General features: G+C 67.0%; 16 protein-coding genes. 10 read left to right on the top strand and 6 right to left on the bottom strand.

Annotated elements, in window-relative coordinates:
* Positions 1 to 7: 7 nt before the first annotated feature.
* Positions 8 to 1,672, bottom strand: coding sequence for an ATP-binding domain-containing protein (locus tag CEW87_RS05185; RefSeq protein WP_108976941.1), 1,665 nt, complete (start codon positions 1,670 to 1,672; stop codon positions 8 to 10).
* A gap of 202 nt (positions 1,673 to 1,874) precedes the next feature.
* Here CEW87_RS05185 and CEW87_RS05180 point away from each other — a divergent pair, with 202 nt between their 5' ends.
* The 6 genes from CEW87_RS05180 to recD all read left to right on the top strand — a co-directional run bounded on the left by CEW87_RS05180 (position 1,875) and on the right by recD (position 12,794).
* Positions 1,875 to 2,489 carry a MarC family protein gene (locus CEW87_RS05180; protein WP_108971746.1) on the top strand — a complete coding sequence of 205 codons (615 nt, stop codon included), beginning with the start codon at positions 1,875 to 1,877 and terminating at the stop codon, positions 2,487 to 2,489.
* A gap of 14 nt (positions 2,490 to 2,503) precedes the next feature.
* Entirely contained in the window at positions 2,504 to 2,722 is a 219-nt protein-coding gene (locus CEW87_RS05175) for a DUF3820 family protein (protein ID WP_108971745.1), read from the top strand.
* Between the two features lie 76 nt (positions 2,723 to 2,798).
* Positions 2,799 to 6,230 carry an exodeoxyribonuclease V subunit gamma gene (recC, locus tag CEW87_RS05170; protein WP_108971744.1) on the top strand — a complete coding sequence of 1,144 codons (3,432 nt, stop codon included), beginning with the start codon at positions 2,799 to 2,801 and terminating at the stop codon, positions 6,228 to 6,230.
* Positions 6,231 to 6,302: 72 nt separating this feature from the next.
* Positions 6,303 to 7,154 carry an archaetidylserine decarboxylase gene (asd, locus tag CEW87_RS05165; RefSeq protein WP_108976939.1) on the top strand — a complete coding sequence of 284 codons (852 nt, stop codon included), beginning with the start codon at positions 6,303 to 6,305 and terminating at the stop codon, positions 7,152 to 7,154.
* A 28-nt stretch (positions 7,155 to 7,182) separates the two neighbouring features.
* Entirely contained in the window at positions 7,183 to 10,944 is a 3,762-nt protein-coding gene (gene recB / locus CEW87_RS05160; RefSeq protein ID WP_108971743.1) for an exodeoxyribonuclease V subunit beta, read from the top strand.
* Entirely contained in the window at positions 10,944 to 12,794 is a 1,851-nt protein-coding gene (gene recD, locus CEW87_RS05155) for an exodeoxyribonuclease V subunit alpha (RefSeq protein WP_108971742.1), read from the top strand. The genes recB and recD overlap by 1 nt, the downstream gene beginning before the upstream one ends.
* Here the strand turns inward: recD and CEW87_RS05150 are convergent.
* From CEW87_RS05150 to CEW87_RS05135, 5 genes are all read right to left on the bottom strand, one after another.
* Complete coding sequence (locus CEW87_RS05150; RefSeq protein ID WP_108971741.1) at positions 12,757 to 13,701, bottom strand: metal ABC transporter solute-binding protein, Zn/Mn family; 945 nt, start codon at positions 13,699 to 13,701, stop codon at positions 12,757 to 12,759. The two genes, recD and CEW87_RS05150, sit on opposite strands and share 38 nt — an antisense overlap.
* 16 nt (positions 13,702 to 13,717) lie before the next feature.
* Positions 13,718 to 14,590 (bottom strand): metal ABC transporter permease, encoded by an 873-nt coding sequence (locus CEW87_RS05145; RefSeq protein ID WP_108971740.1) that lies wholly within the window; start codon positions 14,588 to 14,590, stop codon positions 13,718 to 13,720.
* Entirely contained in the window at positions 14,587 to 15,345 is a 759-nt protein-coding gene (locus CEW87_RS05140; protein ID WP_108971739.1) for a metal ABC transporter ATP-binding protein, read from the bottom strand. Before CEW87_RS05140 ends, CEW87_RS05145 begins: the two co-directional genes overlap by 4 nt.
* A 1-nt stretch (position 15,346) precedes the next feature.
* Positions 15,347 to 15,499, bottom strand: a complete 153-nt coding sequence (locus CEW87_RS22330) for a hypothetical protein (RefSeq protein ID WP_159098084.1) — start codon at positions 15,497 to 15,499, stop codon at positions 15,347 to 15,349.
* A gap of 68 nt (positions 15,500 to 15,567) precedes the next feature.
* Positions 15,568 to 16,050: a Fur family transcriptional regulator gene (locus CEW87_RS05135; RefSeq protein ID WP_108971738.1), complete on the bottom strand. Its 483-nt coding sequence runs from the start codon at positions 16,048 to 16,050 to the stop codon at positions 15,568 to 15,570.
* 108 nt (positions 16,051 to 16,158) lie between these two features.
* On the opposite strand from CEW87_RS05135, the gene CEW87_RS05130 reads away from it, so the two are divergent.
* Genes CEW87_RS05130 through CEW87_RS05115 form a run of 4 tightly spaced genes read left to right on the top strand, consistent with a single transcriptional unit; the run spans position 16,159 to position 19,260 of the window.
* Positions 16,159 to 16,668, top strand: coding sequence for a DUF2796 domain-containing protein (locus CEW87_RS05130; RefSeq protein WP_108971737.1), 510 nt, complete (start codon positions 16,159 to 16,161; stop codon positions 16,666 to 16,668).
* Entirely contained in the window at positions 16,665 to 17,378 is a 714-nt protein-coding gene (locus CEW87_RS05125) for an ABC transporter ATP-binding protein (protein WP_108971736.1), read from the top strand. The genes CEW87_RS05130 and CEW87_RS05125 overlap by 4 nt, the downstream gene beginning before the upstream one ends.
* Positions 17,375 to 18,652, top strand: a complete 1,278-nt coding sequence (locus CEW87_RS05120) for an ABC transporter permease (protein ID WP_108971735.1) — start codon at positions 17,375 to 17,377, stop codon at positions 18,650 to 18,652. The genes CEW87_RS05125 and CEW87_RS05120 overlap by 4 nt, the downstream gene beginning before the upstream one ends.
* Positions 18,653 to 18,654: 2 nt before the next feature.
* Complete coding sequence (locus tag CEW87_RS05115; RefSeq protein WP_108971734.1) at positions 18,655 to 19,260, top strand: DUF3299 domain-containing protein; 606 nt, start codon at positions 18,655 to 18,657, stop codon at positions 19,258 to 19,260.
* The last annotated feature ends 14 nt before the right edge of the window (positions 19,261 to 19,274 follow it).

Raw genomic sequence — 19,274 nt, 5'->3', positions numbered from 1 at the left:
CGTGGGATCAGGCCTGGTCCGGTGCCAGTACGGCAGCGGCGCGTTCCGACGCGACGAAGATCACCTTCATCGTGGCACGGGTGGCGCCGACGAAGAGCTTGCGCATCGTCAGCTCATCGAGCGCCTCGAAGTCGATCTCGGTAAAGATCACGCACGGGGCGGACTGGCCCTTGAAACGATAGACCGAATCGATCAGCAGTTCGCCCTCGCTGTATTCGGCTTCGCCGAACAGGTCGTAACGACCATGGAAGGCGCGCAGGCGGTGCGGGCCGAGGTGGGTGAGCGGGGTGAAGCGTGAATACTCACGGCCGCGAAAGCTGATGATGGCGATCATGTCGCGCCGGAAGCCGAGGCCGATGGCACGGGTGATGGCGCGCTTGGTGGCCTCCATCAGGCCGGTCTCGTCGTGCCAGCTCATCACTTCCGGTTCGCTGTCGGCCACCGGACTGCCGGCAACGATCGGCGTAGGCAGGGGCAGGCGGTCGTTGAGCAGTTCGAGCACATCGGCTGGTGTGCGGTAGTTGGTGTCGGCGGTGAGCCCGGCCCATCCGGGCAGTTTTACCGGTTCGCGGCCGTACAGGTTCTGCAGCGGATCCTCCAGCCACCAGGCGCGGCCTTCGGGCGTGAGCAGGGCGAGCAGGCTGTCGCGCCAGGCATCGGTGAAATCCTGGCCTTCATCCACGATCAGCTCGTCAAAACGCCAGGCTGGGTCCCTGTTGCCGTTGGCGAGCAGTGCGGCGAAGTCCGTTTCCATGCGGCGGAAGCGGTCTGGTGCCGAAAAGTCCGGCGTGCGGCCGGCGGCGCGCAGACGGCGGTCGCACAGTTGGTGATAGGTCGCGACCTCGCCGCCGGGCGGTACGACGCGCGAAAAATGGTCTGCCAGTGGCCGGTTGTAGCACACGTAGAGCGGGCGGCGACCGGCGTGCAGGGCATCAGTGTAGGCCGCCAGCGCGAGCTGGGTCTTGCCGCTGCCGGCGGTGGCGGTGACGCGCAGTCGGTGCGGATGCAGGCTGATACGGCGCGCCCATTCGGCCAGCCCGCCTGACAGCCGCGTGGTCAGTGCGACCGCCTGACCGGCGAGTGCCTGCACGTCCGGCACCAGTTCCAGCAGTTCGGCGAAAAAGCGGTGCAGAGCATGGCGATGAGCGGCGTTGCTGGCCTTGGCCGCATCGTGCTGCGGCCCACACAGGTCGCGGACGATTTCGAGCAACTGGGCGCGGCGGCTTGCATCGACGATGCGGGCCGGGTCGAGCCCTGCCGTTCCCGGTTGGCGTACGGTGTAGTCGGGGCAGTAGAGGAGGGTATCGAGTACCGGCTCGGTGCCGTCGAGCAGCGGTCGCAGGCGGGCGCGCAGGGCATCCGCAGTGCGCGCAAGGTCCAGGCTGATGTCGCGGTTGCGGCGCTTGCCCGGGCGCAACAGGCCGTTGGCGCTCTCGTCGAGAAAGCCCGACTGCTGTTCGATCAGCAGGATGCGTCCGTCCGGGCCGAGAATGACGAAGCCGATCTCGCCAAACACCGCGTACTGTCCTTCGGCGCGGGTCCAGTGCAGACCGTGGTAGATGTTGAATTCGTGCGGCAAGCCTTCGGCCAGCAGCGCCAGGGTGGCCAGTTCGCGGCCCTGCGCACCGTTCGCGGGCAGATGCCGCCAGCCTTCGGGGTGGACGCGGGCCATCTTCAGCATGGTGTGTGGCCCGGAGCGGAGGACAAAACGAGGGTGACGGTCATGTGCGGGTTCAGTATGCGTGCGGGCCGGGTGCGCCGATGGCGCAACTTTGGCACAAGTCCCGCTGCCGTGCCCATGGTCGATGCGCTATGCTCGTTGGCCGCGGGGCGGATGCGTCATCCCCTGCCCCCAGTTTCGTTACGGAACCGCCATGGAAACACTGAAAGTCTTCATCACCCTGCTCGCCCTGATCAATCCCTTCGGTGCGATCCCGATGTTCCTCAGCCTCACCGCCACGCAGACACCGCCGCAAGTGCGCGGCACGGTGAACACCGCATCCATCGCGACCGCCGTGGTGCTGGGGGTGTCGGCCCTGTTCGGGCAGACGCTGCTGAGCGTGTTCGGCATCTCGATCGCTTCGCTGCAGGTGGGCGGGGGCATCCTGCTGTTCGTGCTTGCGTTCAGAATGTTCAATGCCGAACCTACCCGCGCCCGCACCACGCCCGAGGAAGCACACGAGGCAGCCGAGCGTTCGAGCATTGCGGTCGTGCCACTGACCATTCCGCTGCTGACCGGTCCGGGTACCGTGAGTACGGTCATCATCTATTCCGAGCGCGTGCAGCACTGGTGGGAGATGGTGACCCTGGTTGTGATCGGCCTCGTCATCGGTGGTGTGGTGTGGGGTACGCTGCGCCTCGCCGGCCCCATCAGCCGGCTTGCCGGCCAGACCGGGCTCAACATCATGACCCGTCTGATGGGTCTGGTGCTGGCTGCGCTCGCGGTGGAGTTCATCGCCGTCGGCGTGCGTACGCTGGCTTCGGCCTGACGTCCGAGACCGGCATGAACCCCGAAGACCTGCGTCTGCTCGTCACCCGCACGATGCCCTTCGGCAAGTACAAGGGACGGCTGATTGCCGACCTGCCGGGCAACTACCTCAACTGGTTCGCCCGCGAGGGTTTCCCCAACAGCGAAATCGGCCGCCTGCTCGCGCTGATGCAGGAGATCGATCATAACGGGCTGTCGGACCTGCTGAAGCCCTTGCGCGAAATGCCGAAGTAGCGCCCGGCGCTTGCGGCTGGATGACAGACGCGCGCCGCTCCGCCATCATTCACCGGCTCAGCCCTGCCCACTCGACATGTTCTCAATCGCTTTCTCCAATCGCTTCGAAATCCTACTCGATACCCTGCTCGACCGGCTTGCCGAAGAGCAGCCGGGGCCGTTCGGGCTGCGTGAGGTGGTGGTGCCGAGCAGTGCGCTGCGGCGTCAGGTGGAACTGGCGATTGCGGATCGCGAGGGCATCTGTGCCAATGTCGATTTTGGCTACCTGGCGCAGTGGCTGTGGACGCAGATCGGGCATGTGGTCGAGGTGCCTGCGCGCTCGCCGTTTGCACCGGCGCTGCTGGCGTGGCGGGTGTTTGCGCTGATCGATGCCGATACTGAGGCAGGCGCCTGGGTGGCGGCGCATCCGCGGCTGGCGCACTACCTGCAGGGAGCGGATGCGCGCATGCGCTTCGAACTGGCGGAACGCATCGCACGCGTGTTCGACCACTACCTCACCTATCGGCCGCAGTGGCTGGAAAAATGGGCTGCGGGGCAAGCTGCCGGGCTGGGCCAGGCAAGCGAGGCGGAGGCTGCCGACGAGGCCTGGCAGGCCGATCTGTGGCGGCGCATCCGTGACGGACTGGCGCTGCGGCAGACGCATCCGGCTGCGCTCTTCCTGAGCCGGGTGGCGAGGATGGACGACGCCGAACTCGCCACAATCGGCCTGCCAAAAACCGTGCATGTGTTTGGCCTGCCGACCCTGCCGCCGCTGTATCTGGACATGCTGCGCGAGCTCTCGCGGGTGGTGGATGTGCGTCTGTACGTGCTCAACCCCTGCCGCGAGTTCTGGTTCGAGATCGTCGATGCACGCAGGCTGTCGTGGCTTGCCGCACGTCAGGAAGACATGTTTCACGAAACCGGCAACCGCCTCCTCGCAGGCTGGGGGCAGCAGACCCAGGCGCATATCGGCTTGCTGTTCGAGGGAGAGCATGCGGTGGTCGAGGACGTGGCCTTCGATCCGCACCCGGGACGCCATCTGCTCGCACGCCTGCACAACGCGATACTCGATCTTGAGGACCTCGAACCGGGCAGCATCAGCCTGCCCGCGGGCGATCGCAGCATCGAACTGCATGTCTGCCATTCGCGCACCCGCGAACTCGAAGGGCTGCACGACCGCCTGCTTGGCCTGTTCAAGGGGCCCAATCCGCCGCGGCCAGACGAGATTGTGGTGCTGACCCCTGATCTCGACGCGTGTGCGCCGCTGATCGAAGCGGTGTTCGGCACGGCGCCCTTCGCCCGGCGCATCCCGTGGCGCATTACCGGCCTTGGCGGTACGCAGGAAAACCCGGTGGCGCAGGCGCTCGACCGTTTGCTGGCGCTGGTGGCGAGCCGTTTTCCGGCGAGCCGTGTGTTCGATCTGCTGCAGCAGCCGCTGGTGGCGGCGTGCTTCGGGCTGGGTGAGTCCGAGCTCGAAACCGTTCACGACTGGATGCGGGCGGCGGGTATTCGCTGGGGGCTGGATGCGGCGCAGGCCGAGGCCGCCGCGGCGCTGCCGCTGCACACGCTGGAAGAGGGCCTGCACCGATTGTTTCTGGCCTGGGCGGGAGGCGAAGCCGCACATGCCGCACCTTTTGCCGGACGCATCGCTGCTGGCGCGCCGGAGGGCAGTGCCGGACTGGCGCTGGGGCGTTTCTGGCGCTACGCCGAGACCTTGCAGCGACTGCGCGACAGCCTGTTGCGCACGCACGATGCAGAGGGCTGGCGTCAGGCCTTGCTCGGTGCGCTCGAGGCCATCGTCGGCGAGGCTGCCGAACAGGCGGAAGCGGTGCGCGAGGTGCGTGCCGCAATCAATGCACTGACCGATGACATGGGTGCCGGCCATCCGGCGGGCAGGGTGGCGCTCGACGTCGTGCATCCCGCGCTCGCGGCGCGGCTGGACGACCCGGCGCGCGGCGGTGTGCCCGGCGGGACGGTCACCTTCTCCGCATTGTCTTCGCTGCGCAGCCTGCCTTACCGCGTGGTGTGCGTGATCGGGCTGGATCAGGGCGCCTTCCCCGGCAGCGACCGTCCGGCCGAGTTCGACCTCATGGCAGCCCGCCCGCAGCGCGGTGATCGTCAGCGCCGGCTTGATGACCGCAACCTGTTCCTCGACGTGGTGCTCTCGGCGCGCGATGTCCTGCATCTGTCCCATGTTGGGCGCAGCGTGCGCGACGGCAGTCCGCTGCCGCCCTCGGTACTGGTCGACGAACTGCTCGACGCACTTTCCACGGCGTGCGCCGAAGATGCGTCGCAGCCCGAACAGCTGGCAGCTGCCCGGCGCCGGCTGACCGTATCCCATCCGCTGCAGCCCTTCTCGATCGAATATTTCGTTGCCGACGCCTCGCCCGATGCGCGCCTGAGCAGCTTTCACGAGGACTACGCGGCCGCGCTCGCTGCCCGCTTGCGCAGGGCGTCCAGCCTTGCACAGGCGGTACCGGACAGTGCGTGGGACGAGGCCGACGAAGACGGAGAGGGCGAAGAGAGCGAAGGCGACACCACTCCTTCAGTGCCGCAGCGCCCCTTCTTCGAGACCCCGCTGCCTGCGCCGGAAGCGGCCTGGCGCGAGGTCGGCCTGGAGCAATTGATCCGCTTCTTCCGCAATCCTTGCCGCAGCCTGTTGCGCGACCGTCTCGGCCTCGACCTGCCCGAGGCCGACGAGGAACTGGAGGATGTCGAGCCCTTCCTGCCTGACTGGCCGGGACAGCAGGCGCTGGCTGCACGACTGTTGCCGGCCCTGCTCGCACGCGACGGGGCGGCGCAGGCCGCGGAGGGGGCACAAGAGGCACTGCTTGAGCTTGCGCGTGCCGGTGGCGAATATCCTGCCGGCGTGCTCGGTGCAGCGGCCCTGCAGCGCGAAGTCAGCGTGCTCGACCACTACGCACGGCAGGTTGCGGCGGCCGTGGCGAGGCCGCTGCCAGCGCATGTCTGTACCCTCGAGTTCGACCTTGCGGCCGACGGCAAGCCCGAGTGCTGGCGTCTGAGCGCGGCCTTTGGTGACCTGCATGCACAAGGCTTGGTGCGCCACCGTTATGACGACACCCGACCCGCAGACTACCTCGCCGCCTGGCTTGCCCACCTGATGCTGTGCGCTGCGCCGGCGCCGGGTGTGGCCTGCGAAACCCTGGGGCTTTCGCGCGACGGGGCCTTCCGTCTGCATGCGGTCACGCCGGATAACGCAAGGCGGCTGCTTGCCGACTTGCTGGCGCTTTACAGGCAAGGCCTGAGCGCACCCCTGCATTTCTTCCCGAAGTCGGCCTGGGCCTTCATCTTCAATGACGAGAGCGCTGCCAAAGCGAGGTTGAAGTGGAGTGGTGGTCAGCGTGCCGAATACGGCGAAGCGCAGAATCCCGCGTACCGACTGGCCCTGCGCGGTCTCGGAGACCCGCTGGACGAGGCCTTCTTCGACATTGCGCGGCGGGTGCTTTCACCTCTGCGTGCGCACCTGGAAGACGGAAGGCTCGGGCTGATGCCAGGCAAACAGGCTTGATGCCTGCGCGGGACGAAGCGCAGGCACTGCCACCGGTATAATCCTAAGTTGTCCTTGTTCCAGGTATCCATTGTGTCCGACCGCCTTTCCGTTCTGCCCCAGTACCTTCTGCCCAAGCAGGCGCTTACCGTGTTGGCGGGAAAGCTGGCCGGCGTGCGTGCGGGTGGGCTTACCACCCGCGTGATCAAGTGGTTTGTCGGCCGCTACGGGGTCAACATGGACGAGGCGGCCAACCCGGATATCGGCAGCTATCCGAGCTTCAACGAGTTCTTCACCCGGCCCTTGCGCGACGGTGTGCGGCCGCTTGCCGAGGCCGACCTGATCAGCCCCGTCGATGGTGCGATCAGCCAGTTCGGTCCGATCGTGCGCGACCAGATCTTCCAGGCCAAGGGCCATGCCTACTCGACCACCGCGCTGGTCGGTGGCGACGCGGAACTGGCGGCAGGCTTCGAGGACGGCAGCTTTGCCACCCTCTACCTCAGCCCGCGCGACTATCACCGCATCCACATGCCTTGCGATGGCCGCCTGACGCGGATGATCTACGTGCCGGGCGAGCTGTTCTCGGTCAACCCGACCACCGCACGCGGTGTGCCCGGACTGTTTGCACGCAACGAGCGTGTGGTGTGCGTGTTCGAATCGGCTTTCGGCCCCTTCGTGCTGGTGCTGGTCGGCGCCACCATTGTCGGCAGCATGGCCACGGTGTGGCACGGTGTGGTGAATCCGCCGCGCTCGGCGAGCGTGCGCGAGTGGCGCTACGAAGATCAGGACATCCCGCTCAAGAAAGGCGAGGAAATGGGACGCTTCCTGCTCGGCTCCACTGTGGTGATGCTGTTTCCGAAACCGAGGGTGAAGTTCAACCCGGCGTGGGCGCCCGGCGCGGCGATCCGCATGGGCGAAACCATGGCCGCGCTGGCAACGGCCTGAGCCTCACTCCGCCGCCGTTCTCGCGCTCATGGCCCCGACCGACATCGACCTCGACGTTTTCAGCTGTTCGCTCGACGGTATTGGCCTGATCGAGGCCTCGGCGGGCACGGGCAAGACCTGGAACATCTGCGGGCTTTACCTGCGGCAACTGCTCGAGCGTGACCTGCAGGTGGGGTCGCTGCTGGTGGTGACCTTCACCAAGGCCGCGACCGCCGAGCTTTCCACCCGCATCCGCGACCGCATCGTCGACACCCTGCGCGTGCTCGACGGCGGCGATGCCGGGCCAGACCCTTTCGTGCCGCAGCTGATCGCCACCGTCAGCGCGGCCGGCATCGACCACGCGCTGATGAGCCAGCGTCTGCGCCATGCGCTGCAGACCTTCGATGAAGCGGCGATCTTCACCATCCACGGTTTCTGCCAGCGCGCCCTGGCCGACACGCCCTTCGCTGCGGTGCTGCCTTATGCAGTAGAGCTGGTTGAGGACGACAGTGCCTTGCGCCTCGAAGTGGCGCAGGACTTCTGGCGTCGCGAGATCGCGAGCGGCGCATTGCCGCCAGTGCTGGTCGAACTGCTGGTGCAGCGTGGCGACTGCCCGGAGACGTGGGCCGCACAACTCCGGGCGGCGATGGGGCGGCCCCTGGCGCAGGTGCGGTGGGACGAGGCGCCCGCGCAGAATGAACTGGATGCAGCCTGTGATGCGCTGGTGCTCGCCTACGATGAGGCCGTCGCGCAGTGGGCGGATGCAGATGCGGCAATGGCGGCGCTCGGCGTCGCCCTCGACGGCCTGAACAAGAACAGCTACAAGCCCGAAACCGTCGAACGTGCGCGCCAGCAATGGGACGACTGGCTGGGTGCCGGCAATGCGCTGCACGCACTCCCGGCCGAAAAGGATCGCAAGTTGCATCTGCTGGCAGCCGAAACCCTGAGCGACAAGACCACAAAGGACGGTCTCAAGCGCGGCATTTCGCCACCGCAGCACGACTTTTTCGACGCCGCTTCCGCCCTGCTCGAAGCGCGCGCGCGTGCCGAAGAAGGGCTGGAGGCGGCGCGCCTGCAACTGCTGCGCCGCTTTCTCGAACACGGCGCGGAGGATTTGCGCCGGCGCAAGCGCGAGCGCCGTCTGATCTCCTTCGACGACATCCTGTGGAATGCCTACGAAGCCCTGCATTCGGGCACGCAGTCGTGGCTGGCTGCGGCGCTGCATGCGCGCTACCCGGTGGCCCTGATCGACGAGTTCCAGGATACCGATCCGCTGCAGTTCGCCATCTTCGATCGCATTTACCGCCATGATGGCCGCCACGGCAGCCTGTTCCTGGTGGGCGACCCCAAGCAGGCGATCTACAGTTTTCGCAGTGCCGATCTGTTCACCTATCTCAGCGCGCGCGACAAGGCCGATACGCGCTACAGCCTGGGGCGCAACCAGCGCTCGATTCCGACGCTGATCGAAGCATGCAACCGGCTGTTCGGCGCCAATCCGGCAGTGTTCATGCTGCGCGGGCTCGACTATCGCGCGGTCGGCAGCGGCGAGCGCAAACGTGCGCCGCTTGAGGATCAAACACATTCCGGCACCAGCCCTGCCGCCTTGCGGTTGTGGCGTATCCCGCGTGACGAGGCGCAGGAGGGCGAAGAAGGCGGCGACCGCCTCCCGCGTGCGGTGGCGATGCAGCGTTCGGCGGCGGCCACTGCGGCCGAGATTGCGCGCCTGCTGGCGGCGGGCGCCAGGGGAGCGGTCCGCATCGGTGATCGCGGTCTGGCACCGGGCGACATCGCGGTGCTGGTGCGCAGTCACAGCCAGGGCGCGCGGATGCGTCAGGCGCTGGCACGCATGGGGGTGGTGAGCGTCGAGTTGTCGCAGGCGAGCGTATTCGTCACCGAGGATGCGGAAGAGCTGGAGCGGGTGCTGCTGGCGATCAGTGAGCCGGCGCGCGAGCGTCGGGTCAAGGCCGCGCTCGCCACTACGCTGATGGGACGCGATGCACTCGCGCTGGCGGCACTCGCCGACGACGAAGCGGCACTGCTCGACGTGCTCGACCGCTTCGCCGCCTGGCGCGACGCCTGGCTGCGCCACGGTTTCGGCGTGATGCTGCGGCGCTGGATGGCCGATGATGGCGTGGCTGCGCGACTGCTGGCGCGCGACGACGGCGAGCGTCGTCTGACCAATCTGATGCATCTCGCCGAATTGCTGCAGCAGGCGGCGGGCAGCGCGTCGCCCGAAGTGCTGCTGCGCACGCTTGCCACCCGGCGTACCGACGGCAGCGGTGGCGAGGCCGCCCAGTTGCGCCTGGAGTCGGATCGCAACCTGGTGCAGATCATCACCATCCACCGCGCCAAGGGGCTGGAATACGGGGTGGTGTTCTGCCCCTTCCTGTTTGACGGCTATCCCTCCAAGGGCGACAGCGGGCCGATGCGTGCCTGGCATGACGACGATGACCAGTTGATCCTCGACTACCGCATGGCCTCGGCTGCGGACAAGGAGATCGCTGCTCGCCAGCAGCGCGAGCGCCAGGCCGAGGACATGCGCCTGATCTATGTCGCGCTGACGCGGGCGGTGCATCGCTGCTACCTCACCGTCGGCTGCTACGCCACCATGAGCTTTGGCCGCCCCAGTTACAGCGAGGGCGCCCGCAGTCTGCTCAACTGGATGGTGGCTGGTGCCGAACATGGGCTCGAGAAGTGGTGCGAGGCAAAGCTCAGCCCGGCCGAGGTCGATGCGCAGTGGCGCAGCCTTGTCGGTCGCAGTGTGCTCGACGGCAAGCCGGTCATGGCGCTCGAGGATCTGCCCGATGGCAGTGGCGATCCCCTGGCGCCGGCCGAGGCGGGCGGTCGTACGCCGCGGGCGCAGCGCCCGCCGCAGATTCCGTCAGGCTGGCGCATGGGCAGTTTCAGTGCGCTGATTTCGGGTGCATCACATGAATCCGCGGCACTCGACCACGACGCCCGCATTCTGCCGCAGCTTGCGCAGGCAGACGACGAGACGGCCGCCGAGGCTGACGCTGGCGTGTTGCTGCCGCCCGCGGCAGACGACATCCTGCGCTTTCCGCGCGGGCCGGCCGCGGGCGATTGCCTGCACGCCGCGTTCGAGAACGTCGACTTCACCGATTCCGGCACCTGGGACGACGCCATTGCCGCCGCCCTGCGCGCGCATCCGCAGCCCGCGGCGAATGCGGCCGAGGCCGAGCGCCATCCGCGCATGCTGCGCCACCTGCTCGAAGACGTGCTCGCCACCACGCTGGTGGACGAGGCCGGGCGGGCGCCGCTGGTGCTGTCCCGCATTCCGAAGAAGCAGCGCATGGTCGAACTCGGCTTCCAGTTGCCGGCACCGCAACTGTCGGCGGTGCGCCTGAATGCCTGGCTGGCGGACAAGGGCTACCGCATGCCACGGCTTGGGTTCTCCGATCTCGCCGGCTACCTCAAGGGCTTCATCGACCTGGTGTTCGAGCACGATGGCCGCTTCTGGGTGTTGGACTGGAAGTCCAACCATCTCGGCGAACGCCCTGCGGATTACGGGCCCGCCGCGCTCGAAGGGGCGATGCAGTCACATGGCTACCACCTGCAGCATCTGCTCTATACCGTCGCGCTGCACCGCCATCTCGCACGCAGCCTCCCGGACTACGATTACGACACCCATTTCGGTGGCGTGCTCTACCTCTTCGTGCGTGGGGTGCGTCCGGGCTGGCAGGCGGGTGGCCAGCCCGCCGGCGTTTTCCGCCACCGTGCGCCGCGGCGGGTGATCGAAGCGCTCGACGATCTGCTGGCGGCGCGGGCGACTGTGGACGGAGTGGCGCACTGATGGCTGCAATGGATTCGATGCCGCAGTTCGACCTTGCCGAAGGCTTTGCGCGCCATCTGCAAGCCTGGGCGACCACGCTCGGTGCGCCGGCAGCCGCCTGTGTGGTGTTGCCTGCGGCAGCGCGTGCTCTTGCGCGGGCGGCGAGCGAGGGCGATGTGTGTCTGCCGCTGGCGCAGCTCGCGCAGGATGAAGCCATCGCCTGCACGCCTGGCGAACTGCGCGCAAAGCTGCTCGAAAGCGGGGTGACGGTGCTCGCTGCGCCGCTTCCACCCGTGAACTGCGCGCATCCGCTGGTGCTCGACGTCGACGACCGCCTGTACCTGCGGCGCTTTTTCGATCTCGAACAGCGCCTCGCGGCGGCGCTGGTGATGCGTGTCCGCGCGCCGGCCCAGGCCGTGCCGCCCAGCTTGCGCACCACGCTCGACAAGCTGTTCAAGCCGCGATCAACGCCGGGGCCGGACTGGCAGAAGCTGGCAGTCGCGCTCGCGCTGCAGGGGCGGCTGACGGTGATCAGCGGCGGGCCGGGCACGGGCAAGACCACCACGGTGGCGGCCCTGCTCGCCTGTCTGCTGGAGCTCACGCCCACGCTGCGGATCGCGCTCGCCGCACCCACCGGCAAGGCGGCGGCACGCATGCTCGAAGCCCTGCGCGCCCGCGCGGCGGACATGCCGGCGAAGCTGCGCAAGCGCCTGCCGGCCGAAGCCCACACCCTGCACCGCTTGCTGGGCGTCACCCCGCTTGCCGGGCGTTTTCGTCATCACGCCGGCAATCCGCTGGCGGTCGATGTGCTGGTGGTGGACGAGGCCTCGATGCTCGATCTCGCACTCGCGGCCCGGGTGCTCGACGCGCTGCCGCCCGATGCCCGTTTGATCCTGCTCGGCGACAAGGACCAGCTCGCTGCGGTCGAGGCCGGCGCGGTGTTTGCCGAACTCTCCTCGGCGCGTGTCTTCAGTGCGCGCACCATCGAACAACTGGCGCTGCTGACCGGCACGCCGGCGCAGGCGCTGGCGGACTTGCCGACTCCTGTCACGTCACCGGCGCTGGCCGACAGCGTGGTCTGGCTGACCGAGAGCCACCGTTTCCGCCAGGACTCCGGCATCGGTCGACTCGCGGCCAACATCAACGCCGGCGAGGGGGTTGCGGCACTGGCCTGGCTGCGTGGCGGCGAAGACCCCTCGGCACGCTGGATTGACGATGAAGGTACCCGCCTGGGCGACGCCACGCTGGCGGCGATGGAAGCCGGCTACGCCCCTTATCTGGCGGCCTTGCGCGCGCCTTTCGCCGACACACCGGCGCGTGTGGCAGCGGCTTTTGCGGCTTTCGACCGCTTCCGCGTGCTGGTGGCGGTGCATGAGGGCGGGCGCGGGCTGGTTGCACTCAACGCCCATCTGGAGCGTGTTTTGCGCAGTGCGCTGGACTTGCCGGCAGAGCGCGGCCCGGGTCATGCATGGCTTGGACGGCCGGTGATCGTGCTGCGCAACGATGCGCTGCTCGGCCTGTACAACGGCGACATCGGCCTGTGTCTGCCGGACGACAGCGGTACGCTGATGGTGTTTTTCCCGCAGCCGGGCGGCAGTTACCGCTGCATTGCACCCTTGCGCCTGCCGGTGCATGACACCGCCTTTGCGCTGACAGTGCACAAGAGTCAGGGCTCGGAGTTCGAAGAGGTGTTGCTGGTGCTGCCGGCAAAGCCGGTACGGGTGCTCACCCGCGAGTTGCTGTACACCGGCGTGACCCGCGCGGCGCGACAGGTCACGCTGGCGGGGCCGGCGCGGGTGTTTGCAGCCGGCTGCGGGCTGCGGACGGTGCGCCTCAGCGGGCTGGCGGCGCGGATGTCAGCGCAGCCATGAGGGTGTTCAGATTGTGGCGCATCATCGCCACATAGGTAGGTGCCGGACCGGCGGCGGTCGATAGCGCGTCCGAATACAGCGTGCCACCCATCACTGCACCGCTTTCGGCGCGGATGCGCTCGCTCAGGCGCGGATCGCTGATGTTCTCGACGAAGATCGCCGGCACTTTCTCCTTTCTGAGCTGGCGAATCAGCTGTGCCACGCCTTTTGCCGTGGGCTCGGCATTGTTCGACACGCCAACTGGTGACAGGAATTGCACATCGTAGGCATGGGCGAAATAGCCGAAGGCCGCGTGCGAACTGACCACCTTGCGGCGCGCTGCTGGCAGGCTGCCCAGCGCCTTGCGGATCTCGGCATCGAGCGCCTTGAGTTCGCCCTGATAGCGCTCGGCATTGGCGCGATAGTGGTCAGCGCCCGCCGGGTCAACCTCGATCAGTGCCGCGGCGATATTGCTGACGTAGCGTTGTGCATTGCCGACATCCTGCCAGGCGTGCGGGTCGATGCCTGCCTCTTTTCCGTGTCCGTCGTCATGATTGTGGCCGTGATCGTGCTTGTCTGCGGCCATTGCGATGGTCTTGATGCCGGTGCTGCCGATCACGATCGGACCCTTGTAGCCGCCCGAGCGTGCCAGTCGGGTCATCCAGTCGTCGAAGCCGAGGCCGTTGGCGACGACCAGCTGCGCGCTGCCGATACGACGTGAATCCGATGGGCGCGGCTGGAAGCCATGCGCATCTTCGTCCGGCCCGACCAGTGTCTGTATTGTCACCCGGTCGCCACCGACCTCACGGACCATGTCACCAAGGATGCTGAAACTGGCGGTGACTTCGATCGGTGCGGCATGGGCCGCGCCCATGCTCAATGCGAAGGTGGCAAGCAGGGTGGTGGTAAGGCGTGACAGCGACAGCATGAGGACTCCGAGGGGTTCAGGATTCGAGGTGTTTTCGGATGGGCAGGCGTCCGGCCAGCAGACCGCCGGGCGCGGCAAGCAGCGAGCCAAAATAGACCAGACCGCACATCAGCACGATGGCCGGGCCGGCCGGAACGTCGGCATGGAAGGAGAACAGCAGCCCGGCGATGCTGCTGGCAAGCGCGGACAGGCTGGCGAACAGCAGCATCGCCGGCAGATTGCGTGTCCATAGCCGGGCGGCAGCAGAGGGCAGGATCATGATGCCGACCGCCATCAGCGTGCCCAGCGCATGGAAGCCGCTGACCAGGTTGAACACCACCAGCAGCAGAAAGCCGTAGTGCGCGACCGGCGACAGGCGGCTGACCGCGCGCAGGAATGAGGGGTCGAAACACTCCAGCACCAGGGGCCGGAACAGCAGTGCGAGACCGAACAGGGTGAGGCTGGTGATGCTGGCGATCAGCAGCAGCGACTGGTCGTCCAGTGCCAGCACCGAGCCGAACAGCACATGCAGGAGGTCGAGATTGCGCCCGCGCAGCGACACGATCATTACGCCCGCGGCCAGCGACAGCAGATAGAAGGCCGCGAGGCTGGCGTCTTCCTTGAGCACCGAGGCACGGGTGACGAGTCCGGCAGCGAAAACCACGACCAGGCCGGCCAGGATGCCGCCGATGGTCATCGCGCCGAGCGACAGGCCGAAGGCCAGGTAGCCGAGCGCCGCACCGGGCAGGATGGCGTGGCTCATCGCATCGCCCATCAGGCTCATCCGCCGCAACAGCAGGAACACCCCCACCGGCGTGGCGCCGAGCGACAGCGCGAGGCAGCCGGCAAGCGCGCGGCGCATGAAGCCGAAGTCCGCAAAGGGCGCAAAGAGCAGTTCGTTAAGGCTCATGCGGCCTCCGCCACATGGCACTCGGGCGCGTTGTCGTCGAAGGCTTCTGACAGATGACGGGCGCGGGCGAGCAAGGCGTCGGTCATGACCTGTGTGGTCGGACCAAAGGCGACGAGCTCGCGAGCCAGCAGCAGGCAGGTGGAGAAGTGCCGCCGTACCTGCTCGAAGTCATGCACCACGGTGAGTACGGTGCGGCCTTCGGCATGCCAGTGCAGGATCAGGTGAACCAGGTCTTCAACGGTACGTGCGTCGATCGCGGCGAAAGGCTCGTCGAGCAGGATGATCGGTGCGTCCTGCAGGATCAGGCGGGCAAAGCGCGCGCGCTGCAGCTGTCCGCCAGACAGCGAGCCAATCTGGCGTGCTTCGAATCCGGACAGGCTGACGGCCTCGATGGCATTCTCCACCCGGTGACGCTGGGCACGGCTGAGGCCGCCGAAGGGGCCGATCTCGCGCCACAGCCCCATCGCCACCATGTCGAACACCGATACCGGAAAGCTGTGATCCATCTCGCTGCGCTGGGGCATGTAGGCAATGCCACCGCGGGGCAGATCGGGCAGGTGGATGTGGCCGCCGATCGGGCGCAGCTCGCCTGCGAGGCCCTTGAGCAGGGTGGATTTACCCGCGCCGTTGGGGCCGACGACGGCGACCAGCGCACCCGCGGGGATGTCTGCGCTCAGGTGGTGAATGGCCGGGTGGCGCTCGTAGCCAAGGGTCAGGTTCTCGAAGCGGATCAGGGCTGGCATGGAAGCGTGCATGTCAGTTCACTGCCCAAAGGACGGCCAGCCACAGCAGCGCGGTGGCGGCGGCAGCGATGCCGAGACGCAGCCCGAGGCTGCTGCCGAGCGGGCTGATGCGCGGTGGGTGGCGGGACGCCGAGTGAGCATGCGAGTGAGAGTGTGAATGGGCCATGTCGGTGGGTGCATCGCTGACGCACGCCTGGAAATGTTTGATAGCGGAGGCGGAGTGTTGAGCTGCGCTCAGTCTTCGTCGGTCGTTTCGGGTGCAAGGCCATGAAGGCCACAGGTGGCACATGCGCCGTGCAGCACGAGCTCTGCACGGTCGAGCTGAAAGCCGTCGGGCAGGTTGACGCTCGGAGAAGGCTGAAGGCCTTCAAGGCAGATCACCTGGCCACAGCGGTCGCAGTGGAAGTGCGCATGGCGATGACTGTGCGGGCGCACCATCTCGAAGCGCCAGGCACGATCACTGCCGGCAATGCGCCGAGCGATGCCTTGTTCGACCAGCCAGTCGAGGGCGCGATACAGCGTGACGCGGTCGTGCGGGATGTCGATTGCGGCCAGTGCGGCGCCCAGCTCCTCGTGCGACAGTGGCTGGGCGCTGTCCTGCAGCGCTTTGACGACCGCAACCCGGGTGCGGGTGACGCGGCCGCCGTGGCGGGTGATCAGCTCACGTGCGGCGTGCTCTGGCTGCGGAGAGGTCGGTGCGTTTGATGAAGTGCGCATGCGCTTGTTGCTGTTTGCGATCGGTATTGCAACATTGTAGCATTAGCGCGCCCGGTCGATTGCACCTCATTTTTCGACCGCCCTGCATTCACGCCTGATGGAGATTTCATGAAACAACGTACTGTCGCGCTGGCCATGTTGCTCAGCGCGAGCACCGCCTTTGCGCAGCACCTGCCTCACGAGCATGGTGTGGCAGAACTGCGGGTGGCGATTGCCGGCAACACCCTGCAGATCGAGTTCGAGAGCCCGCTCGACAATCTGGTCGGTTTTGAACATGCGCCACGCTCCGATGCCGAGCGTATGGCACTGGCGCAGGCAGAGGTGATTCTGAAGGGCGTCGAACGCATCGTGACCCTGCCCGCGAAAGCAGCATGCGCGGTGCTCAGGACCGAACTCGAACAGCCCTTCGCCGAGTCATCCGCCGGCAACGACAGTGGTCATGCCGAGATGAGCGTCGTCCACACCTTGCAATGTGCGACGCCAAGCGCGCTCACCGGGCTGGAGGTCAGACTGTTCGAGCAGTTTCCCCGCATTCGGGAGATTCGGGCCGAGCGTGCTTCGCCCCGTGGTCAGGTGGCGGCGAAGCTGACACCGAAGCAGCGCATGCTTTCATTGTGAGCGCGGCCGCGGTCGAACTGCGCGATCTGCGTCTGCGCTGGCCGAGCGCCGGCGCGGACTGTCTTGCCATAGACCGTTTCGAACTTGGGGCGGGTGAGCGGGTGTTTTTGCAGGGACCGAGCGGCAGCGGAAAAAGCACCCTGCTGGCGCTGATCGGCGGCGTGCTTGCGCCGACCGCGGGATACATCTCGGTGGCAGGGCAGGTGCTCGGCGCGCTGTCATCGTCGGCCCGCGACCGTTTTCGCGCGGATCACATCGGTTTCATCTTCCAGCTCTTCAACCTGCTGCCCTATCTGTCGGCCCGCGACAACATTCTGCTGCCCTGCCGCTTTTCTGCTGCCCGGCGCGAGCGCCTGCAGCGCGCCGGATGCACGCCGGACGAAGAGGTGCTGCGCCTGGCCGAACACCTTGACCTGCCGCCCGAGCTGCTTGCGCGCCGCGCGTCCGAACTCTCGGTGGGCCAGCAGCAGCGGGTGGCTGCGGCGCGCGCCCTGATCGGCGGGCCGGGTCTGGTGGTCGCCGATGAGCCCACGTCTGCGCTCGACGCAGACCGTCAGGCCGCATTTCTCGATCTGCTGCAGGGCGAGTGCGCTGCCAGCGGGGCGGCGCTGCTTTTCGTCAGCCACGATCCGCGCCTGTCGGCACGGTTCGATCGGGTGCTGAATCTTGCGGACATCAATCATGCTGCTGGCGCAGGAGCCGGGTCATGAGTCCGATCTGGCATCTGGGCTGGCGCAGCATCGCCAACCGGCGTCTGTCGGTCGCGCTGACGGTGATCGCGGTGGCGCTGTCGGTGGCAATGCTGATCGGGGTCGAGCGCGTTCGACACGACGCCCGCGAGGGATTTGCCCGCACCATTTCCGGCACCGACCTCATCGTCGGCGCACGTGGCGGGCCGGTGCAATTGCTGCTGTACTCGGTGTTTCACATGGGCAATGCCACCAACAACATGTCGTGGCAAAGCCTGCAGCAGATCACGGCCTTGCCGCAGGTGGACTGGGTGGTGCCGGTCTCGCTCGGTGACTCGCATCGCGGCTTTCGTGTGCTCGGCACCACGCCAGCCTTTTTCGAGCGCTATCGCTACGCGCAGGATGAAACCATCGCCTTCGCGGCGGGCCGTTCGTTTGCTGTGGCGCCCGACGGGATCTTCGAGGCGGTGGTGGGTGCGGAGGTGGCCGCGCGCTTTGGCTATGCCGAGGGCCAGCGCATCGTGCTCAGCCACGGCAGTGGGGGCGGGGTGAGCTTTTCCGATCACGCCGACAAGCCCTTCACCATCGTTGGCGTGCTCAAGCGCAGCGGCACGCCGGTGGATCGTTCGGTGCTGGTGAGCCTGGAGGGCGTCGAAGCCATTCATGTCGACTGGCAGGCCGGCGCACCGATCCCCGGCGTGCACATTGCACCCGAGCAGGTGCGCAAGTTCGACATTGCGCCGAAGACGGTTACCGCTGCGCTGATCGGTCTCAAGAATCGGGTGACGGTTTTCAGGGTGCAGCGCCAGATCAACGCTTTTGCGGCCGAGCCGCTGACGGCGATCCTGCCCGGTGCGACCTTGCAGGAGCTGTGGTCGCTGGTCAGCGTGGCCGAGCAGGCCTTGCTCGCCGTGTCCGCGCTGGTGGTCGTGGTCGGACTCGCCGGGCTTGTTGCGGTCATGGTCGCCAGCCTGGGCGAGCGCCGGCGCGAGCTGGCCATCCTGCGCGCCCTGGGTGCCGGGCCACGGCAGATCCTGGCGCTGCTGATGCTCGAAAGCATGTCGCTGGCCCTGGCCGGGATCTTCATTGGCCTGGTCGTGGTCAATGTCGGCACTGCTGCGCTGTCACCCTGGCTCGCGGCAGAATACGGGCTGCATGTCGGCATCAGCTGGCCGTCGACGGCGGAATTGAGTTTGCTGGGGGCCGTGCTGGCCGCCAGTGTGCTGGCAAGCGTGGTGCCGGGTGTGCGGGCCTATCGCTATTCGCTGGCCGATGGCATGACGATCAGGATCTGAATATGAATTCCATGAAGTGGGTGATTGCCGCAGTGGTGGGCACGCTTGTGCTTGCCCCGCTGCCGGTGCTGGCGCAGAAGGCGGGCCAGGATGGCTACCAGGTCGGGCAACGGCTCGGCCAGACGGGCAAGGCAGGGGCCGGGCGTTTTCGTGAGATCAGCTGGGACGACCTCATCCCGGCCGACTGGAATCCGGAGAAGTTCTTTCTTGATCTCAAGCTCAACGATCTGCAGGACAACGATCCGCGCGCAGCCGAGGTGATGCAGAAGATCCGCGAGGAATGGGATCGTGCTCCGCTGGTGCAGCGCTTCAACGGCGAGCGCATTCGCATCCCCGGCTTTATCGTGCCGCTGGAAACAGACGGCAAGACCATCCGCGAGTTTCTGCTCGTTCCTTACTTTGGCGCCTGTGTACATGTGCCACCGCCGCCGGCCAACCAGTTGATCCATGTGATGCCTGACAAGCCGGTGAGCGCCAAGCTCGACATGTTGCCGGTGTGGGTGAATGGGGTGCTGAACGTCGCCCGCTTCGAGTCGGATCTGGGTAACGCGGGTTACCAGTTGCGCGCCATCACGGTCGAAGAATACAAGGAGCCGATGCCCAAGTAGTACGGCAGGGTCGG

It is taken from the genome of Parazoarcus communis (assembly GCF_003111665.1).
Classification (GTDB): Bacteria; Pseudomonadota; Gammaproteobacteria; order Burkholderiales; family Rhodocyclaceae; genus Parazoarcus; species Parazoarcus communis_B.
This window is presented reverse-complemented; position numbering and strand designations above follow the sequence as displayed.

Excerpts from the sequence above, each read along its gene's own strand:
- recB (WP_108971743.1), top strand. The coding sequence starts at position 7,183 with ATGGCCCCGACCGACATCGACCTCGACGTTTTCAGCTGTTCGCTCGAC.
- CEW87_RS05150 (WP_108971741.1), bottom strand. The coding sequence starts at position 13,701 with ATGCTGTCGCTGTCACGCCTTACCACCACCCTGCTTGCCACCTTCGCA.
- recD (WP_108971742.1), top strand. The coding sequence starts at position 10,944 with ATGGCTGCAATGGATTCGATGCCGCAGTTCGACCTTGCCGAAGGCTTT.
- CEW87_RS05185 (WP_108976941.1), bottom strand. The coding sequence starts at position 1,672 with ATGGCCCGCGTCCACCCCGAAGGCTGGCGGCATCTGCCCGCGAACGGT.
- CEW87_RS05145 (WP_108971740.1), bottom strand. The coding sequence starts at position 14,590 with ATGAGCCTTAACGAACTGCTCTTTGCGCCCTTTGCGGACTTCGGCTTC.
- CEW87_RS05120 (WP_108971735.1), top strand. The coding sequence starts at position 17,375 with ATGAGTCCGATCTGGCATCTGGGCTGGCGCAGCATCGCCAACCGGCGT.
- CEW87_RS05135 (WP_108971738.1), bottom strand. The coding sequence starts at position 16,050 with ATGCGCACTTCATCAAACGCACCGACCTCTCCGCAGCCAGAGCACGCC.
- CEW87_RS22330 (WP_159098084.1), bottom strand. The coding sequence starts at position 15,499 with ATGGCCCATTCACACTCTCACTCGCATGCTCACTCGGCGTCCCGCCAC.
- CEW87_RS05180 (WP_108971746.1), top strand. The coding sequence starts at position 1,875 with ATGGAAACACTGAAAGTCTTCATCACCCTGCTCGCCCTGATCAATCCC.
- CEW87_RS05175 (WP_108971745.1), top strand. The coding sequence starts at position 2,504 with ATGAACCCCGAAGACCTGCGTCTGCTCGTCACCCGCACGATGCCCTTC.
- CEW87_RS05115 (WP_108971734.1), top strand. The coding sequence starts at position 18,655 with ATGAATTCCATGAAGTGGGTGATTGCCGCAGTGGTGGGCACGCTTGTG.
- CEW87_RS05140 (WP_108971739.1), bottom strand. The coding sequence starts at position 15,345 with ATGCACGCTTCCATGCCAGCCCTGATCCGCTTCGAGAACCTGACCCTT.
- recC (WP_108971744.1), top strand. The coding sequence starts at position 2,799 with ATGTTCTCAATCGCTTTCTCCAATCGCTTCGAAATCCTACTCGATACC.
- CEW87_RS05130 (WP_108971737.1), top strand. The coding sequence starts at position 16,159 with ATGAAACAACGTACTGTCGCGCTGGCCATGTTGCTCAGCGCGAGCACC.